Annotated in this window: 16 protein-coding genes and 1 tRNA gene; 8 read left to right on the plus strand and 9 right to left on the minus strand. The window is 69.0% G+C overall.

Translation table 11 applies throughout. The features are described from left to right. The first annotated feature begins 6 nt into the window (after positions 1–6). Together ACLQ2Q_RS09930 and ACLQ2Q_RS09935 are read left to right on the plus strand one after the other, a co-directional pair. Positions 7–585, plus strand: a complete 579-nt coding sequence (locus ACLQ2Q_RS09930; RefSeq protein ID WP_425820279.1) for an RNA polymerase sigma factor — start codon at positions 7–9, stop codon at positions 583–585. Then, entirely contained in the window at positions 572–1,360 is a 789-nt protein-coding gene (locus tag ACLQ2Q_RS09935) for an anti-sigma factor (protein WP_425820280.1), read from the plus strand. The genes ACLQ2Q_RS09930 and ACLQ2Q_RS09935 overlap by 14 nt, the downstream gene beginning before the upstream one ends. Positions 1,361–1,376: 16 nt before the next feature. On the opposite strand, the gene ACLQ2Q_RS09940 is transcribed toward ACLQ2Q_RS09935, so the two are convergent. Both ACLQ2Q_RS09940 and ACLQ2Q_RS09945 read right to left on the minus strand, forming a co-directional pair. Then, positions 1,377–1,949: a hypothetical protein gene (locus ACLQ2Q_RS09940; RefSeq protein ID WP_425820281.1), complete on the minus strand. Its 573-nt coding sequence runs from the start codon at positions 1,947–1,949 to the stop codon at positions 1,377–1,379. A 97-nt stretch (positions 1,950–2,046) separates the two neighbouring features. Continuing rightward, positions 2,047–2,871, minus strand: coding sequence for an inositol monophosphatase family protein (locus tag ACLQ2Q_RS09945; RefSeq protein WP_425820282.1), 825 nt, complete (start codon positions 2,869–2,871; stop codon positions 2,047–2,049). Positions 2,872–2,965: 94 nt separating this feature from the next. Between ACLQ2Q_RS09945 and ACLQ2Q_RS09950 the strand changes: the two genes are divergently transcribed. Together ACLQ2Q_RS09950 and ACLQ2Q_RS09955 are read left to right on the plus strand one after the other, a co-directional pair. Next, a tRNA-Lys gene (locus tag ACLQ2Q_RS09950) sits at positions 2,966–3,038 on the plus strand. Positions 3,039–3,146: 108 nt separating this feature from the next. Further along, positions 3,147–3,695, plus strand: coding sequence for a ribonuclease H family protein (locus ACLQ2Q_RS09955; protein WP_425820283.1), 549 nt, complete (start codon positions 3,147–3,149; stop codon positions 3,693–3,695). A 49-nt stretch (positions 3,696–3,744) separates the two neighbouring features. On the opposite strand, the gene ACLQ2Q_RS09960 is transcribed toward ACLQ2Q_RS09955, so the two are convergent. From ACLQ2Q_RS09960 to ACLQ2Q_RS09990, 7 genes are read right to left on the minus strand one after another with little or no spacing between them, the layout of a single operon-like run. Further along, entirely contained in the window at positions 3,745–4,632 is an 888-nt protein-coding gene (locus tag ACLQ2Q_RS09960; protein ID WP_425820284.1) for a hypothetical protein, read from the minus strand. Beyond that, entirely contained in the window at positions 4,629–5,231 is a 603-nt protein-coding gene (locus ACLQ2Q_RS09965) for a nitroreductase family protein (RefSeq protein WP_425820285.1), read from the minus strand. The genes ACLQ2Q_RS09960 and ACLQ2Q_RS09965 overlap by 4 nt, the downstream gene beginning before the upstream one ends. Next, on the minus strand, positions 5,222–6,244 hold the full coding sequence (locus ACLQ2Q_RS09970) for an AfsA-related hotdog domain-containing protein (protein ID WP_425820286.1): 1,023 nt from the start codon (positions 6,242–6,244) through the stop codon (positions 5,222–5,224). The genes ACLQ2Q_RS09965 and ACLQ2Q_RS09970 overlap by 10 nt, the downstream gene beginning before the upstream one ends. Beyond that, positions 6,165–7,022: a nucleoside-diphosphate kinase gene (locus ACLQ2Q_RS09975; RefSeq protein WP_425820287.1), complete on the minus strand. Its 858-nt coding sequence runs from the start codon at positions 7,020–7,022 to the stop codon at positions 6,165–6,167. Before ACLQ2Q_RS09975 ends, ACLQ2Q_RS09970 begins: the two co-directional genes overlap by 80 nt. Continuing rightward, entirely contained in the window at positions 7,019–8,023 is a 1,005-nt protein-coding gene (locus tag ACLQ2Q_RS09980) for an SDR family oxidoreductase (protein WP_425820288.1), read from the minus strand. The genes ACLQ2Q_RS09975 and ACLQ2Q_RS09980 overlap by 4 nt, the downstream gene beginning before the upstream one ends. After that, positions 8,020–9,618 carry a hypothetical protein gene (locus ACLQ2Q_RS09985; RefSeq protein WP_425820289.1) on the minus strand — a complete coding sequence of 533 codons (1,599 nt, stop codon included), beginning with the start codon at positions 9,616–9,618 and terminating at the stop codon, positions 8,020–8,022. Before ACLQ2Q_RS09985 ends, ACLQ2Q_RS09980 begins: the two co-directional genes overlap by 4 nt. Continuing rightward, positions 9,615–12,290 carry a phosphoenolpyruvate synthase gene (locus ACLQ2Q_RS09990; RefSeq protein WP_425820290.1) on the minus strand — a complete coding sequence of 892 codons (2,676 nt, stop codon included), beginning with the start codon at positions 12,288–12,290 and terminating at the stop codon, positions 9,615–9,617. Before ACLQ2Q_RS09990 ends, ACLQ2Q_RS09985 begins: the two co-directional genes overlap by 4 nt. Before the next feature lie 330 nt (positions 12,291–12,620). Between ACLQ2Q_RS09990 and ACLQ2Q_RS09995 the strand changes: the two genes are divergently transcribed. Genes ACLQ2Q_RS09995 through ACLQ2Q_RS10010 form a run of 4 tightly spaced genes read left to right on the plus strand, consistent with a single transcriptional unit; the run spans position 12,621 to position 16,246 of the window. Further along, a complete protein-coding gene (locus tag ACLQ2Q_RS09995; RefSeq protein WP_425820291.1) occupies positions 12,621–13,823 on the plus strand; it encodes a substrate-binding domain-containing protein in 1,203 nt (400 codons plus the stop codon). A 40-nt stretch (positions 13,824–13,863) separates the two neighbouring features. Continuing rightward, on the plus strand, positions 13,864–14,628 hold the full coding sequence (locus ACLQ2Q_RS10000; RefSeq protein WP_425820292.1) for an ABC transporter ATP-binding protein: 765 nt from the start codon (positions 13,864–13,866) through the stop codon (positions 14,626–14,628). After that, on the plus strand, positions 14,625–15,374 hold the full coding sequence (locus tag ACLQ2Q_RS10005; protein WP_425820293.1) for an ABC transporter ATP-binding protein: 750 nt from the start codon (positions 14,625–14,627) through the stop codon (positions 15,372–15,374). The genes ACLQ2Q_RS10000 and ACLQ2Q_RS10005 overlap by 4 nt, the downstream gene beginning before the upstream one ends. Then, positions 15,371–16,246 (plus strand): branched-chain amino acid ABC transporter permease, encoded by an 876-nt coding sequence (locus tag ACLQ2Q_RS10010; protein WP_425820294.1) that lies wholly within the window; start codon positions 15,371–15,373, stop codon positions 16,244–16,246. Before ACLQ2Q_RS10005 ends, ACLQ2Q_RS10010 begins: the two co-directional genes overlap by 4 nt. Positions 16,247–16,351: the final 105 nt, after the last annotated feature.

Consider the following 16,351-nt stretch of genomic DNA (forward strand, 5'->3'; position numbering starts at 1 on the left):
ACGCCCATGACACAGCCGAGGAGTGCAGTGAACGACGCCGAGAACGAAGCGGCATGGGATGCCCGCTTCATCGCGGGCGACGAACGTGCGCTCGAGCAGGTCTACCGGAGGTGGTCGCCCGTCGTCTTCACCCTGGCGCTGCGTTCCCTGGGCGACCGCGGCGACGCGGAGGATGTCACGCAGAAGACCTTCGTGTCGGCCTGGACGTCGCGGGCATCGTTCGATCCGACACGGGCGCGCCTTTCCACCTGGCTGGTCGCGATCGCGAAGCGCCGCATCGCCGACACGCACGAGGCCCGCGCCCGAATCCGCGCGCTGCAGCAGCAGCTGCAGCGGGTCACACGGCCGGATGACCTGGTGCAGGCGCCCGGGGTCGACCTGGGCGAGACCCTGCTCGTCGCCCAGGAGATAGAACGGCTCGAACCGGACGCCCAGCAGGTCATGCGTCTGGCCTTCTTCGACGATCTCACGCATCAGGAGATAGCCAGGCGACTGGACATGCCACTGGGTACGGTCAAGAGCCACATCCGCCGAAGTCTCACCCGAATGCGCACCCGATTGGGGGTCACACATGTCTCACCTTGAGCCGGAGCAGCTCGCTCTGCTTGCCATGGGCGAACCAGTGGCTTCCGATGCGGAAGCCGATCACCTCGCGGAGTGCGCCGTGTGCGCCGACGAATTGGCCCTGTTCCGCCATACCGCGATCGTCGGTCGGTCGGCCATCGACGCGGGCGAGCTCGAAACACCTCCCGATGTCGTCTGGTCGCGCATCTCGGAGGAGCTCGGTCTCGGCGCGCACGTCCTGGTCGCCGACCGCGTAGACGAGCAGCACGAGCCCGAGCGCGCCCCCGCGCCGGCCACGGCATCCGCCCCCACCGCCGACGTGGCGGCCGTTCCGGCTCCCGCGCGGCACGCCGAGCCGCGACGTCGCTCGCGGCTCGTCTGGGCACTCGCTGCCGCCCTTGTCGTGGTGGCGGGCGTCGGTGTCGGCAGCTGGGCGCTGTTGCAGCGCAACGCCTCCACGGAGATCGCCCAGGCCGAGTTGAATCCATTCCCGGACCACCCCGACGCCGTCGGCGCGGCGGTCGTCGAGGAGGAACGCGACGGCGAGCTGCTCGTGCGGGTGACCGTCGATTCAGCGGCCACGCCGGACACGTACCGGGAGGTCTGGCTGATCAACAGCGACGCCACCGCGCTCATCAGCCTCGGCGTGCTCGACGGCACGGAGGGGACGTTCCCGATTCCGTCGGGCGTGGACCTGCGCGACTACGTGCTCGTGGACGTCTCGCAGGAGCCGATCGACGGCGACCCCCAGCACTCGGGGGACTCCATCGTGCGCGGCGAACTCTCCTTCGTCTGAGCCGTCCGCGTGCGGGTCAGCCGGCCCAGGTGATCAGCAGCAGTCCCTGCTTGGTGTCGGCCAGTTTCACCCAGCCGTCGCCGAACAGGTACGTCATGCCGTAGCCGTCGGCGTCGGTCGTGATCGTCGTCTCGGGGTTCTCGGTGATGTAGACGCCCTCGTCGGACTCCTCGCGCAGCCAGCCTTCGGTGAGCAGCGACTCCTGGGCGTCCGCGGCCGCATCGGCCTCGATCGGGGCCCATCCGAAGATCTGCACGTGGTCGGTCGCCGGGCCGGAGAAGTCTGCCCACACGCACTGGATGCCGTCCTCGATGACCGTGGCACCGACGCGGAACTCCTCCTGCTCGGCCGACCAGGCGAGGCTCTCGAAGTCCTCCACGGTGGCCGCGGGGATGATCGTCTCGCAGGTCGGCTCGGCACCGGCGACCGGTGTCTCGTCCACTTCCGAGGCGGGCGGAGGGGTGTTGGCGCCGGACGGCGCGATCGTCGGCAGGGCCGAGGGCGCGGGGGCGGGCGTGCCGCACGCCGTGACCACGGTCATCGCGGCGGCGATCGCGAAGGCGGCGCCGAGGCGGTGAAGGGGTGTCATCGTCGGTACTCCGGGGGCAGTGCGTCGGGGAAGGGGAAGGTGAGGCGGGGAAGGCGGAAGGAGAGGCGGGCGTGGTTCACCGCGTCGGGTGACGGGCTCAGGAGGCGTGGAAGAAGTCGAGGAAGGCGTCGTGCAGCACGCCGTTGGTCGCCAGTGTCGACCGGGCCGAGATCGTCTCGGCGCCATCGAACGAGGTCAGCCGGCCGCCGGCCTCCGTGATGATCGGAACGGCGGCCGCGATGTCGTACTCCTTGACGTCGAACTCGGCCACCATGTCGATGCGGCCCTCGGCGAGCAGCATGTACGCCCACACATCGCCGTAGCCGCGATCTCGCCAGACTCCGCGAGAAAGGGCGATGAGCGCATCCAGCCGGCCGGCGGCGTCCCACTGGGCGATGCTCTGGAAGCTGACACTCGCGTTCTCGAGCGTGTCGACGGATGAGACGGTCAGGCGCTGCGGCTCGGTCTCGGTCGCGGTCCAGGCCCCGGAGCCGGCCGCGGCCCACCAGCGGCGTCCCAGGGCCGGGGCGCTGACCACCCCGACGCGCGGGACGCCCTCGACGGCCAGCGCGATCATCGTGCCCCAGACCGGGACCCCTCGAAGGAAGTTTGCCGTGCCGTCGATCGGGTCGATGATCCACTGGCGCGCGCTGTCGCCCTGGGCTCCGAACTCCTCGCCGAAGATGCCGTCATCCGGTCGTTCCGTCGCCAGCGCGTCGCGGATCACGCGCTCCACTGCGAGGTCGGCATCCGTGACGTGCGAGGCGTCGGCCTTCAGCGAGACGCGGAGGTCGGATGCCGCGAAGCGGGGGAGCGACTGCTCGTCGGCCGCGTCGGCGAGCCGGAGAGCGAGGGCCAGGTCGGCTCCGAACTCCCCATTCGCGGGCGCGCCGGAAGCGGGCGGGCGGGAAGGGGAGGGCACGTCTTCCAGGATACCGGGGCGAAGGCACCCCGATTGGCGGCGGACGTAACCGTGATGGTAATGTTGACCCTCGTTCGCCTCGGCGCGGGCGCACGCACCTCTAGCTCAATCGGCAGAGCAACTGACTCTTAATCAGTGGGTTCAGGGTTCAAGTCCCTGGGGGTGCACAGACAGGGCTCCGGCTTCAGCGAAACGCAGAAGTCGGGGCCTTCGCTGTCGGCTCAGGTGGCCTGTTTCAGTTGTTGGTTCGCTCTTCGGATGCCGGGGGATCGCGCATGAGTCGGTACACCGTCGCCACGGATGGCGCCTGCATGCGCAATCCCGGTCCCGCGGGGTGGGCGTGGGTGGGGGAGGACGGGCGCTGGGCTGCCGGGTCGCTCGCCGCGGGGACCAACAACATCGGCGAGCTGCTGGCGGTGCTCCACGCGATCCGCGACCACGGCCATGTCGAAGACCTGCTGATCCAGGCGGATTCGATGTACGCGATCAACACCTACACGTCGTGGATGGACGCCCACAAGCGCCGGGGGTGGAAGACCAGCACCAAGGAGCCGACGAAGAACGCGGACATCCTCGAGGCGCTCATCGTGGCGCGCGACGCCCGTCGCGCCGCGGGGCTGCCCGATGTGACATTCGAGCACGTCCGTGGGCACGCGGGGCATCGGCTCAACGGCTGGGCGGACGAGCGCGCGGTGCGCGCCTCCCAGCACGGGGATCGGGGCCTCGAGGCGATCTGGTCGACGGATCGCGGGCAGGCGCTTCTCGACGTGTCGGTCGACGCGCCCAAGGCGGGCGAGGACCGGCCCAGGCGCCGCAAGGCGTAGCCCGGGTGCTCTCGGCGGGCGCCATGCTGCGGGTCTCCAGCGCCGTTCCCTACATCGCCAGCGCCACGACGAGGATCGCGACGTAGAACGTGAGGACGAAAAGCGCCGAGAGCGCTGCGGGGAACCTGTCCTTGCTGGACGTCAGGAATCGCACGATCGCGACGATGACGATGACCAGTGGAACAGCGGGCAGCCAGGCGAGGGATGCGAGAAGCCACGGCTGCACCAGAGCGACATAGGCCGCGACCGCAGTGGTGGCGAGTGCTCCCACCACGAAGGTGGAGCCCGTGACCCCGAGGGCGTCGGAATAGAGGTGTTCGCCCGGAGTCCCGGTGCGGGCGGTCTTACGTGCGAACTCGAACTGGAGGAAGGTCCCGGCGAAGATGACGAGCGTCCAGACGACCACGGGATCCGGAGCGACCTGACCTGTCGCGACGGCCGACGTGAGCAGCCACCCCGTGAGCACGATCTGGATGGGATACGTCACGACGAGGTTCGCCAGGACGCGCGTCCGTATCCGCTCCGATCGCACCTCGATCGCCCAGAGAACCAGGCCGTAGGCGAGGGTCGCGAGAAGCAGGAGGGCCGTCCACGGGGCGAGTGCCACCGCCCCGGCGACGCTGACAGCGGCGATCACCGCCATCGCCGCCCGCAGGTCGCGCGCCGTCACCGCACCTGTCACGAGCGGCCGGTCGAGGTGGTGCGTGCGGTCGTAGGTAAGATCCTTCTGGTCGTCGATGATCCTCAGATACAGGAGGACCAGCAGCACGATTCCCACTCGTGCGGCGGTCTGCCACGTCGGCCGCCAGTCGGTGTCGGGCGGGGGAGGAGCGATCGTGGCCGCGGATGCCTCGACGGTCAGCGTCCACAGCACTCCGTAGAGCAGGTACTGGGCTTTGAACCGCGTCGCGGTGAATCGCGCGATACGCCGGATCATGCCCCCCACCGATTCCAGTGCGTGACCTCCGCGGCACTGCGCGGCGAAGAGCTTGCCGGATCTCCCCGCAGGTGCGCGACCGGGATCAGGGCGATCTGCGCGACATCGTCGAAGGGGATGCCGACGACCTCGGCGACCTCGCGCTCGTGCCGTAGATGCGCCGTGGTGAAGGTCGAGCCGAGCCCGCGCGAGCGCAGCGCGAGCTGGAAGCTCCAGATCGCCGGGATGATCGACCCGTAGAAGCTCGCGAGTTTCGATTCGGAGCCGACGGGGGGCCGTCCTTTCTGGCAGGCGAGAACGAGCACGGGCACGTTGCCCAGATTCATCGCGAGGTAGCGGGCCGAGTCCAGATCGGGGGATGCCGGGAGCCCGCGACCCGCGAGGTTCTCCTCGAAGCCGCGCCGGTAGAACCCCCCTATCTGTGCGCGCAGCCCTGGGTCGTCAACCGCGATGAACTGCCATGCGCGGCGATCCGAGCCGCTTGGGGCACGCACCGCGAGGTCGAGGCACTCCGAGATGACGGCCCGATCGACCGGACGTGACAGATCGAGCCGCCGGCGGAAGGCCCGCGTCGACGTCAGCGCCGTGTCTACGTCCATGCCCGCACCGGCCGGTACTGAAGGGTGATGGATGCCGCATCCCTTCCCTTCTGGCTCACCTGGCAGACGACGGACAGATCGTCCCGCTCCGACGTCGCCACCGCGGTCGCCGTGGCGACGAGATCCAGCTCGATGAAGCTCGTGAATCGAGCGGTGAGCCTGCGCAGCTCCATCGGCTCTTCGGTGTTCTTGCCCACGAACGCCACAGCCAGCTGCCGTGCCGCCTCGACGACGAGGGCACCCGGAACGTGGTCGAGGGGATGGTCGAAGAGAGTGGCGTGGTCGGTGTCCACCACCAGGTCGGCACGGAGGCCCTCCTCGGATTCACGAGGCTCGGTGATGACGACGTTTCGGCGGTCGATGCGTCCGACGGTGGCCGGCGAGGCCCGTTCGCCCGGCGGGAGCGCTCGTGGTTCGCCGGTAAGGCCGAGCCCCTCGCGCGCCGATGCGCGAAGAGCTTCCCACTGGCCGCGCGTGGTACCGGAGAAGCTGTACTGTGCTTTCGCCCCCGGCGCGCCGTCACGGCTCAGCGCCATGGCCACGAGCCCGCCCACGAGCCGATCCCCGGCAAGGAACGGTCGGACCAGCGAGACATCGCACACCAGCCGCGCCGGTGAAGGGTCACGGCGCCACGGCGTCTGGGCGACATCCTCGATCTCGAGGGTGCGAAGCAGGAACGCCGTCGACGTCGGCAGGCCGTGGAATCTGTGCATGACGGCCATTCCGCTCTGGCGGAATGCCTCCTGTAACAGGAGCAGGTCCCCGCTGCGCAGCCATGACTCCGTATGGTCGCCGAAGTAGGCGTGCGAGCGCGGGAGCTGGATCGCGGCCTCGTGGCGCCCGTCGTCGGTCGCGCGGAGTCCGGTGACGAAGACCTCGGCGACCGATGCGCGGTGGACGAGATCGCGATGGATCGTGCGGTTGTAACTCGGCTTAGGAATCCTGGGCTCCTTCGTCGAGGTCGACGTCGTGGTCGATCGGTCGGGGCGGGGGGATGCGCATGGGGAGCACACTCGCGCCGACGACGATCGTCGGCCACGGATCGAGTGGCGTGCCCTGGTGCCAGGCGTCGCGCAGCGCGGTCGCCCACTCCGTGCCCTGGGAATCGGGCCGCAGGTTCGAGGCGTTGAGCTGCTCGATGAGTGCCGACTTGGCGACGTCCAGATCGAAGGACTGCTCGGGCGCTGACTCGTACAGGTTCGCCGCGATCCGGCGAGCGTCGGCCTCGCGATCCAGCCCCTGAAGCGCGTCGTGCACCACTGCCAGACGATCGCGTGCGCCGAAGTAGACACCGAGCTCCCGCAGTACTTCGGCCGCGGTGTCTGAGGTGTGCACGAAGTTCAAGAGGTAGGTGCTGCCGCCCAGCAGATGTCGCAGTTCACCGAGGCGTCGGTCCTTCGGTGCCGTCGGCCCTTTTCCCTCGGTCAGTCGCGGTGCGACCGGGCCCGATCGGTCGTCGGTGACGACGAGCAGGAGCGAGGGGGAGAGCTCGACCATGAGATCGGCGATCGTGCGCCTTTCGGGAGACGCGATGTGCCAGTTGTGGTACCAGAGCGCGCGGGCCCGCAGTCTGTCGACCGCCATCTCGCGGGCGGCCACCACTCGGTATCCGTTGGTGGCAAGCCAATCGAGGGTGGGCTCCACACCACGGGCGACGATCGCGTCGGGCTTCAGCAGGAGCAGTCCATGACGCTCCGCGAAGGGCCAGGCGTCAGCCCCGAGCTGCTGGACCGACTCGAGGTAATAGGTGTCGCGGTGGTAACGGATCGGCTCTTCACGCGAGCTGGTCATCTGGGCTCCACTCCTGCAGGACGGCCGCCGAGATAGCCGCTCTCGAGGCAGTGATCGATGAGGAGTCGCAGGTAGTCCGGACCCGTGCCGGGGCGCGGCCGCTCCACGAGTGCATCCGTATTCGTCGCATCGAAGGTCACGCGTCGATTGAAATAGCTGGCGTACATCTCGCCGAACCTGCGGTAGTAGCCGCGTTCGACCGCAGGCAGGTCGGCGACCGCGAACGCGCTCGGCGGAACATACCGGGCGATGAAGAACGGGGGATACTCGGCGAAGATGTCCGACAGCTGCCGCAGCGAGATGTCGTCCGCCCCGACAAGGTGGTGGGTCCGTCCCACGGCTTGATCTATCTGCCGCACGACGGATGCGAGCGCGTCGGCGACGTAGTCGATCGGGACGAGCGACAGCTTCGCGTCGTAGCGACCGGGCAGGGTCTGGAGCCGACCCTCGACCACCAGCTTGAGGATGGGATAAAGGTTCTTGTACGTGCCGATCGAGCCGTCTCGGCTGTCGCCGACGACGATGGACGGGCGGACGATCGCGGCGCGCAGCCCGTGCGCGGCCGCGCCGTGCACGAGGGTCTCGGCACGCAGTTTGCTGCTCTCGTAGCCGTTGCCGAACGCCTGACCCACATCGAGCTCGTCCTCGCGGACCGTGCCCCCGCGCATTCCGCAGACATACGCCGTACTGACGTAGACGAGCGGCACGTCGAGGTCGCGTGCGACGCCGATGGCGTGTGCCGTTCCCCGAACGTTCAGCGTCTCGTAGGCCGTGTCGTCGAGACCGAAGTCGGTGGTCGCCGCGCAGTGCACGATGCACTGGACGTCATCGAGCGAGGCAAGGATGCCGCTCGTCAGGCCGAGCGCCGGTTCGCGCACGTCCCCTCGGACGGTGCGGATGCCCCCGATCGAGGCAGTATGGACGAGTCCGACCGGATCATCGACTCGGCCGACGAGTGCGCGGCCCAGCTCGCCGCTCGCTCCGGTGATGAGGACGCTCATGCGCTGCCGGCCGCGAGCGGCTGTGAGCCGCCGGACTCGAGCAGATCGCGGGCCTCGTCGAGCGGGAAGCTGGTGTCGAGGTATCCGCCCAGCCGCAGCCAGTCGTAGCCGATATCGAGGGTGCGCCGCCACTCCTCCCTCGAGGCGAAGGAGGAGGGAAAGTCCGAGCCGCCGACGACGTCGCGGACGACCTCCGTGAACCGCACGAGGTGCTCGGCATCCGTCCGTGCCGTGGCAAGCGCCTCGAGGAATTCGTCGCGTCGCCATCCCTCCGCGGGCAGCATCCAGCGCACCGTAGCACCGGCGGCGACGTCGGCGGGCAGCGGGTCGACGCCGAAGGCCGAGACGACCGCCCGCACGCCCATGGCCACGAGGCGGTCTGCGGCGATGCCGGCCACGGCGGACTGACCGCTCGCTATCGCGCCGTCAAGGTCTTCTCGGGCGTTCTCGAGCACGATGTTCGCCCAGACGAGCGCGATTGCGCTGCGCACGAACCGGGTTGCCGGAAGGGCGATGAGACTCACCGGCTCGCTGTTCGATGCATGCGCGCCGCGCAGCCCCAGGGCGGGTCGATGCGACGTGGGCGACGGCGTGGATCCCTCGAACACGGGACACATCGCAAGGGCGGGCCGCACCGGCTCGGTGCCCGTTCGCAGGCCGACGAGGCCCAGCTGGATGAACCTCGCGATGGTCGGTCGGTGCCGCGTGTCGAGTTGTGTGAGGGGACGGCCGAAGACCACCGAGCGCCATGCGGGCGCGGCGTCGTCCGACAGCACGAAAACGTCCGCACGACCCCGGATGACGTGCAGGCGCCCGGCGATGGGCCATGTGGTGACATCGGGGATGCGGCGCAGCACAAGACTCTCGCCATCGGCCGGAATGTCGACGCCGAACGCGGCCGCGCTCGCCAGTGCATCGAGGAAGGAGCCGGTCCGAGCGGACCGATAGTGGACCTGCGTCTCCTGGTCGGCGGATCGGTCGAACTGCTTCGGGAGCCATTTCGTCTCGATGTAGCCCTCGCCCTGTCCCGCGAGCCATGACTTCGCCGCCTGGTCGAGTCCGTCGCGAGCCCATCCGAGGGCCGATTCGTCATCCCCGAGGGCCGCGAGCGCCACGGCGAAGAGCAGCGCCTGCTCGGCCCGTTCGCGCCACCACCGCTGCATGTGCGCGGTGAAATCCGGATAGGGGAACAGCGCGCGAAGTCGATCCAGATCGGGAGCCCGGCCGTCGCGCGCGACCTCCTGCGCGCGAAGGAACCGCTGCACGCGGTTCAGTACGTCCTCGTCCGCCTCGCCCGACGCCGCGAGCTCGAGCTGACGACGCAGCTGGGCTTCCGACCGCGTGCGCACCTCGACGCGGCGCCCCGCCTCGAAGAGCACGGTCGGCATGGTCGGCGTCTCTTCGTCGCCGGCGATGAGCACCAGGAAGTCGACGTCCGAGCCCGCATTCCCGAAGCCTTCGGCGAGGGACCCCTCGTGTACGACGATCGCGTCCGGTGCAAGGTGCACACGGTTGCGCACGGCCGAGAAGATGGCGGCGATCTGCTCGGGGGCGCGATCGGGTCGCTCGCCCTGCAACGCAGTGGCGGGAATCATGCTTGCTCTCTCTCGTCGTCGAGGATCGTGACCGTGCCCGCAGCACCGTCGACCTCGATCTGCATCCCGGTGCGGATGAGCGTCGAGGCGTCCGGCAGCTGGACCACGGTGGGCACTCCGAGCTCGCGCGCGACGATCGCGAGATGGGTGAGTGGGCTGCCCCTCTCGATCACCAGGGCGCGGGCGGAGGGGAGGATGGCGACCCAGCCGGGGTCGGTGCGGTAGGCGACGAGGATCCCCCCGGCGATGTCGGCGGGTTCGGTGACGACGACAGCGGTGCCGCGCACGATGCCGGCGGCCGATGGAACGCCTACCAGCACGGCGCCGAGAGTCGCCGCCTTCGTCGCCGCCACGGGCACCCAGCCCTGTTCGGCCAGCGCGGGTGCCCCGAAGTCGTCGCCCGACGTCACGAAGCGCGCGGGAGCGACGAGCAGGGCATCGCGCGACTGCGCTGCGCGCCTCGCGGCGACCAGGTGGCGGTAGGACGGCCCGTTCGGCGCGCCCTCGTAGGCGTCCCGCAGCTCGTCCACGGTGAGCAGGAAGACGTCGGCGAACTCGTCGATCACGCCGCGTGCGACCAGGTCGCGCCCGAGCGCGCGAAGGGTCCGCTTCACCATCCCGAACGCCCTGGTCCGGCGGAACCGCAGGGTCTCACGATGACCGACCGCGCGGCTCGTCTTGCGGCGCAGACGCTCGTAGAGCGTTCGCCGGATGCCTCGGAGGTGCTCGTCGAGGTAGACGTCGGCATCCGGACCAGCCGTCAGCGGAGCATCCGCGGTCGCGCTGCGCAGCATGAGGAACAGGCTCGCCGGCTCTTCGCGAAGGTCGGGAACCTCGAGCTTCAATTCGTCGACGCTCCGGTAGCCGAAACGCCCGATGTATTGGTCCACGGCTCGCGCGAAGGCCGTCCACCGTGATCGGGCGAGCGCTTCGTACGCCTCCGCGGGCGGCGTGGCCGCCAGGAAGTCGGCGAGCTCTGGATCATCTCGCACGCTGCGTGCGAGCTCCCGCATCGCCAGCGCCGGTTCGGCCGACTCAACGTTGAGCCCGGGATTGACCACCGCGTACATGAGCCACTCGGGCGCGCGGGGGAGCCACGCCTTCGTCAGCGCGTACATCGCCCCCGAGAGCGTGAGCAGGATCGCGTCGAGAACCATCATCGGCCCCCACCGCTTGACGAGATCATCGACCGCGGCTCGGTAGCGCCTGTACAGTTCGTCGCCCGCAACCGAATCGAGGTCGTCCCGATCGAAGTCGTCGTAGGCGCGGGCGAAGTCCTGCGTGAACCGCTCCATCATCCGGTCGATTCCGGCGAGGCGGCGGGCGTAGACGACCGTCGTCACCGTCCGCGAGACCAGTCGGTGCACGGGGGAGCGGAAGACGAAGGGATGCAGCCGCCGGGCCTCCGCGGCCGCCAATGGTTCGCCGACACCGAGGGCCACCTCGAGCACTCGCCGGTTGAGTGGATATCCGGGTGCGATGCCGACCATTCGGTACCAGTGCAGGAGGTTGTAGTACACACGGCCGTGGAAGATCCCCAGCATCGCTGGGGTCCAGCGGCTCATCTGCCGCAGCTGCGCAGGCGGCACACGCAGAGAGCGGGCGTACTCGAGGTAGACCCGGCCGTACACCTCTGCTGCGGTCGTCGCCGTGAGCGGAGACGTCACGCCGTTGAAGCTCTCGATGATGTTCGAGTTGTCCCAGATACGCCGTGCCCCAGGTTCGGTCCGCTCCTTCGCACCCAAGAGCGGTGCGGGCGGGAGCGCGGTGATCGGGCGGCATTGCAGCACCCACAGGTTTCCGTCGGCAACGGCGAACTCGATGTCGACGGGCCGCCCCAGCCGGCGCTCCTGCCGGAGGGCCGTCTCGACGATCCTGTCGGCAGTGGTGCCATCCAGCGCCGCAACGACCCTGTCCGCGTCCGGGACGGTCGACGTCGTGATCCCGTCACCGTCCGCCGCATCCCGACGATTCGCCTTCTCACCGACGACGGTCTCGAGAACCAGGCGTCGTGCACGGTCGATGACCAGGAGGTCCGCGTCGACAAGACCTTCCACCAGCCCCTCGCCGAGCCCGTAGACAGTGCTCACCAGCAGCCGCCGCCGATCGCCGGTGATGGGGTCTGCCGAGAAGACCACTCCACTGATGTCGGCGGCCACCATCGCCTGGACAACGACTGCGATCCCCGCCGCCGAGACGGACCTTCCTCGCGCAAGCCGATAGCTCGCGAGTTGATCGGAGAACGCGGATGCCCAGCACACCCGCACCGCGGACTCGAGACCGGTCGTGACGTTCAGCACCGTCGAGAACTGCCCCGCGTACGAGTCGGCGTCGCCATCCTCATCGAGCCCCGACGAGCGCACGGCCACGCGACCTCCACCCGCTCGCTCGTGCGCCGCGGCGAGGAGCCGGGACAGCTCAGGCCCGAGCGGCGCGGCGAGGATGCGACTTCGGATCTCCGCAAGGGCGGCTTCGGGCGCCGAATCGAGCCCAGCAATCAGCTCTGCCAGGTGTGCACGATCGACGAATTCGGCGAAGATATCGGTTCCCAGGACGGACCACGGCGGAACGCGCTCCCCGGAGCGCTGGAGCGCCTGCAGGCCGGCGGCTTTGGCGCCGCCGGTGCTCGCGACCCGATCGGACGGCGACGAGACGTCAAGGATGTGGAGCACCGCACCTCCGATGGCGAGGCGATGGCGCTGGACTCCGGACGCTCTCTCGAGGACGCAGCCGGGGCGCGTCATCGCGGGGACTCCGCCAAAGGCGGAGCGTGAGTCGATTATGCCCGTCCGGCGAGGTCAATGCCAACACCGGCATGTTCTCCATTCCCACGAGCGGCCGGGTCCCGATCGGTGGCCCACGTAGCGAATGCGTAACGACCGGCCGTCCGGGGCGCCCGCGGCTTGACGAAACTTCTAGAACTTTCTAAATTTGCGGTTACCTGAATCAGTTCTCAGGTTAGAACCTCCCGCACCAACCTTCCAATGGTGAAAGGCACTCACATGCGCGTAACGAAGAAGTTGCTCCCGGGCTCCGTGGTCGCCACGGCCGCTCTCGTCCTGGCGGCGTGCGCGCCGCAGGCCGCCGAAACCGGCGGCGCCGGGGACCCCTCGGCCGGCCCCCAGGAGGTCACGGTCGGCATCGTCACGAGCGAGACCGGCCCCCTGGCCGGATACGGCAAGCAGTACCTCGACGGCTTCAAGGCGGGTCTCGACTACGCGACCGACGGCACGGACGAGGTCGAGGGGACCAAGATCGTCGTGGAGTACGCCGACGACGCCGGCGACCCTGACAAGGCGGTCACCGCCGTGAAGGAGCTCATCGGGTCGGGCATCAACATCATCGGCGGCAGCGCGTCCTCGGGCGTCGCCCTCGCCGTCGCCGAGCAGGCCGAGCAGAACGAGGTGCTGTTCGTCTCCGGCCCCGCCGCCGCCGACGCGATCACGGGCATCAACGACTACACCTTCCGCTCGGGCCGCCAGAGCGCCCAGGATGTCGCGACCGCCGGCACCTTCCTCGATGACCTCGACGGCAAGACGATCACGGTGTTCGCGCAGAACAGCGCCTTCGGCCAGGGCAACGAGGCGGCCGTCAAGGCGATCCTCGGCGCACAGGGCGCCACGGTGAACTCGGTGCTCGTCGCGGAGGACGTGACGGAGTTCACGCCGTTCGCGCAGCAGATACTGGCCGGCAACCCCGACCTCGTCTTCGTGGCGTGGGCAGGTGCGACCTCCGGGGCGATGTGGCAGGCGATGAGCCAGCAGGGCGTGCTCGATGAGATCCCGGTCGTCACGGGCCTCGGCGACTCGGCGACCTTCGGCGCCTACGGCGAGGCATCCGAGAAGATCAGTTTCCTGAATCACTACTTTCCCGGAGCGAACGACAACGACGTGAACGCGGCGATGATCGAGGCCATCGAGGAGGCGGGTGGCACGCCCGACCTGTTCAGCCCCGACGGCTTCAACGCCGCCATCATGATCGTCCAGGCGATCAAGGAGGGCAAGGGCGACGTCGGTGCGATGATCGACGCTCTCGAGGGCTTCGAATTCGACGGTCCCAAGGGTGCGATGACCGTGCGCGCCGATGACCATGCGCTGATCCAGGAGATGTACCAGGCCAAGCTGGTCGCCGACGGCGGCACGTTCGTCCCCGAGCTCGTCGACACGGCCAGCGCTGACGAGGTGGCCCCGCCCGAGGCGGAGTAGTCGTGAACCGGCCGCTCCACCTCGACCGCTGAAAGGCACCATGAGCACCCCTGTCCCGTCCGCGCTGAAGATCGAAGGCCTCGGCCTGCAGATCGGCGGCGCAACCATCCTGAAGGATGTCGACCTCGATGTCGCCGCCGGCTCCATCGTCGGCGTCATCGGGCCCAATGGCGCCGGCAAGACCACGCTGTTCAACGTGATCTCCGGCGTGATGAAGCCCACGTCCGGTCGCATCCTGATGAACGGAGCCGACCTCACCGGCACGTCCGTGCCCAAGAGGGCGCGAGCGGGACTGGGTCGCACATTCCAGACATCCAGCCTCTTCCCGAGGCTCAGCGTTCTCGAGAACGTGCGGCTCGCGGCGCAGGTGGCGCAGGGCGGCAACTACTCGCTGCTGAGCTTTCCGCGTCGGTCGGATGCCGCCACGCAGATCGCCCGCGCGAAGCTCGATGAGGTCGGGCTCAGCCACAAGCTCGACACGGCCGCGGGTGACATCTCGCACGGCGACAAGCGGAAGCTCGAGATCGCGGTTCTCCTGGCGACGGATGCCCGCATCGTGCTGCTCGATGAGCCCATGGCCGGCGTCGCGTCGGGCGATGTGCCGGGGCTCGTCGACAACATCCGTCGCATGCATGCCGAGAAGGGATGCACCGTGCTGATGGTGGAGCACCACATCGACGTGCTGATGGGCCTCGTCGACAGGGTGGCGGTCATGTACTTCGGCACGCTCATCGCCTTCGACACCCCGCAGAACGTCATGGCGAACCCGCTCGTGCAGAGCGCCTACCTGGGAACTGCCGCATGAGCGCGCCGATTCTCGAGGTGCGGGGGCTGCGCGCCTCGATCGCCGGGCAGCAGGTCGTCGAGGATGTGACATTCGAGGTGCCGGCGACCGGGATCACGGCCGTGCTCGGACGCAACGGAGTCGGAAAGACCTCCACGCTGCGCGGCATCCTGGGTCTCATTCAGCGCAAGGGCGAGGTGCGCCTCGCGGGCGAACGGATCGACGGGATGCCCACCCACCGGATCGTGCAGCGGGGCGTCGGCTACGTGCCAGAGGACCGCGAGGTCTTCGCCCGGCTCTCGGTCGCCGAGAACCTCGCCCTCGCCGAGCGGCAGCGCAACCCCCGCCGCGAGTTCGTCGCCGAGCTGTTCCCCGACCTCGTGCAGCGCCGCGACCAGATGGCCGGCACGCTGTCCGGCGGACAGCAGCAGATGGTCTCGGTGGCGCGGGCACTCATCAACGACAACCAGCTGCTGCTCGTCGACGAGCCGACGAAGGGCCTCGCGCCGATGATCGTGACACAGGTCGCCGATGCGCTCCTCGAGGCGTCGAAGATCGTGCCGATCCTGCTCGTCGAGCAGAACCTCGAGGTCGTGCGCCGCCTCGCCGACGGGGCGATCGTGATCGCCGGCGGCCGCGTCGTGCACACGGGCCGGGCGACCGAGATCCTGGACGACGAGGGCCTCACGAGGCGCCTCCTCGGCGTGCACGCGGAGACGGTTCCCTCTCAGACGCCGTCCTCCCAGACCGGGCAGGGCACGAGATGAGCACCCTCGTCCTCACCCTCATCACCGGCGTCGGGCTGGGCGCACTCTACTTTCTGGTCGCATCCGGGCTGAGCCTGATCTACGGCCTCATGCACGTGCTCAATTTCGCGCACGGCGCGTTCCTGACCCTCAGCGCCTTCATCGGGTGGCAGGTCTCGCAGGCCCTCGGCACCGAGTCGTGGGGATCGTTCCTCGCCTCCGTGCTCGTCGGCGCGGTCGTCGGGGCGGTGTTCGCGACCCTGACGGAACTGGTGCTCATCCGCCCGCTCTACGAGCGGCACATCGAGCAGGTGCTCGTCACGGTCGGCCTCTCGTTCGCGGCCGTCGCCCTCTTCGAGGGCATCTGGGGCACCGACGCCATCAACATCTCCGGCCCTCCGTGGCTCAAGCAGACCACCGAGGTGCTCGGGGCGAAGATCCCGAACACCTACTGGGTGCTGATGATCGCTGCGGCGCTCGTGCTCGCCGGCCTCGTGCTGTTCCTGCAGAAGACCCGCTACGGCATGATCATCCGCGCCGGCGTGGAGAACCGCTCGATGGTCACGGCCCTCGGCATCGACGTGCGGCGCTCGTTCACCCTCGTCTTCGCCATCGGCGGCGCGGCGGCCGGCATCGGAGGGGTGCTCGCCATGCACTACACAACCTTCGTCTCGCCCCACTTGGGCGGCACGCTGCTGATCTTCGCGTTCATCGTCACGGTGATCGGCGGACTCGGCTCCCTCACGGGGGCCGCGATCGCGTCGGTGCTGGTGGCTGTGCTGCAGCAGTTCGCGAACTTCTATCTGCAGGGCACCGGCGACTTCATCGTCGTCATCCTGCTCGCCGTCGTGCTGCTCCTGCGGCCGTCGGGGCTGCTGGGGAGGAAGGCATGACCCTTCGACAGGCTCAGGGACCGGATGGACAGGCTCAGGGACCGGATGGACAGGCTCAGGGACCGGATGGACAGGCTCAGGGACCGGATGGACAGGCTCAGGGAC

The organism is Microbacterium sp. DT81.1 (assembly GCF_049844955.1).
Taxonomy (GTDB): Bacteria; Actinomycetota; Actinomycetes; order Actinomycetales; family Microbacteriaceae; genus Microbacterium.

Coding starts and splice junctions, on each gene's coding strand:
- ACLQ2Q_RS09930 (WP_425820279.1), top strand. CDS start 7: ATGACACAGCCGAGGAGTGCAGTGAACGACGCCGAGAACGAAGCGGCA.
- ACLQ2Q_RS09935 (WP_425820280.1), top strand. CDS start 572: ATGTCTCACCTTGAGCCGGAGCAGCTCGCTCTGCTTGCCATGGGCGAA.
- ACLQ2Q_RS09940 (WP_425820281.1), bottom strand. CDS start 1,949: ATGACACCCCTTCACCGCCTCGGCGCCGCCTTCGCGATCGCCGCCGCG.
- ACLQ2Q_RS09955 (WP_425820283.1), top strand. CDS start 3,147: ATGAGTCGGTACACCGTCGCCACGGATGGCGCCTGCATGCGCAATCCC.
- ACLQ2Q_RS09960 (WP_425820284.1), bottom strand. CDS start 4,632: ATGATCCGGCGTATCGCGCGATTCACCGCGACGCGGTTCAAAGCCCAG.
- ACLQ2Q_RS09965 (WP_425820285.1), bottom strand. CDS start 5,231: ATGGACGTAGACACGGCGCTGACGTCGACGCGGGCCTTCCGCCGGCGG.
- ACLQ2Q_RS09975 (WP_425820287.1), bottom strand. CDS start 7,022: ATGACCAGCTCGCGTGAAGAGCCGATCCGTTACCACCGCGACACCTAT.
- ACLQ2Q_RS09980 (WP_425820288.1), bottom strand. CDS start 8,023: ATGAGCGTCCTCATCACCGGAGCGAGCGGCGAGCTGGGCCGCGCACTC.
- ACLQ2Q_RS09985 (WP_425820289.1), bottom strand. CDS start 9,618: ATGATTCCCGCCACTGCGTTGCAGGGCGAGCGACCCGATCGCGCCCCC.
- ACLQ2Q_RS09995 (WP_425820291.1), top strand. CDS start 12,621: ATGCGCGTAACGAAGAAGTTGCTCCCGGGCTCCGTGGTCGCCACGGCC.
- ACLQ2Q_RS10000 (WP_425820292.1), top strand. CDS start 13,864: ATGAGCACCCCTGTCCCGTCCGCGCTGAAGATCGAAGGCCTCGGCCTG.
- ACLQ2Q_RS10005 (WP_425820293.1), top strand. CDS start 14,625: ATGAGCGCGCCGATTCTCGAGGTGCGGGGGCTGCGCGCCTCGATCGCC.
- ACLQ2Q_RS10010 (WP_425820294.1), top strand. CDS start 15,371: ATGAGCACCCTCGTCCTCACCCTCATCACCGGCGTCGGGCTGGGCGCA.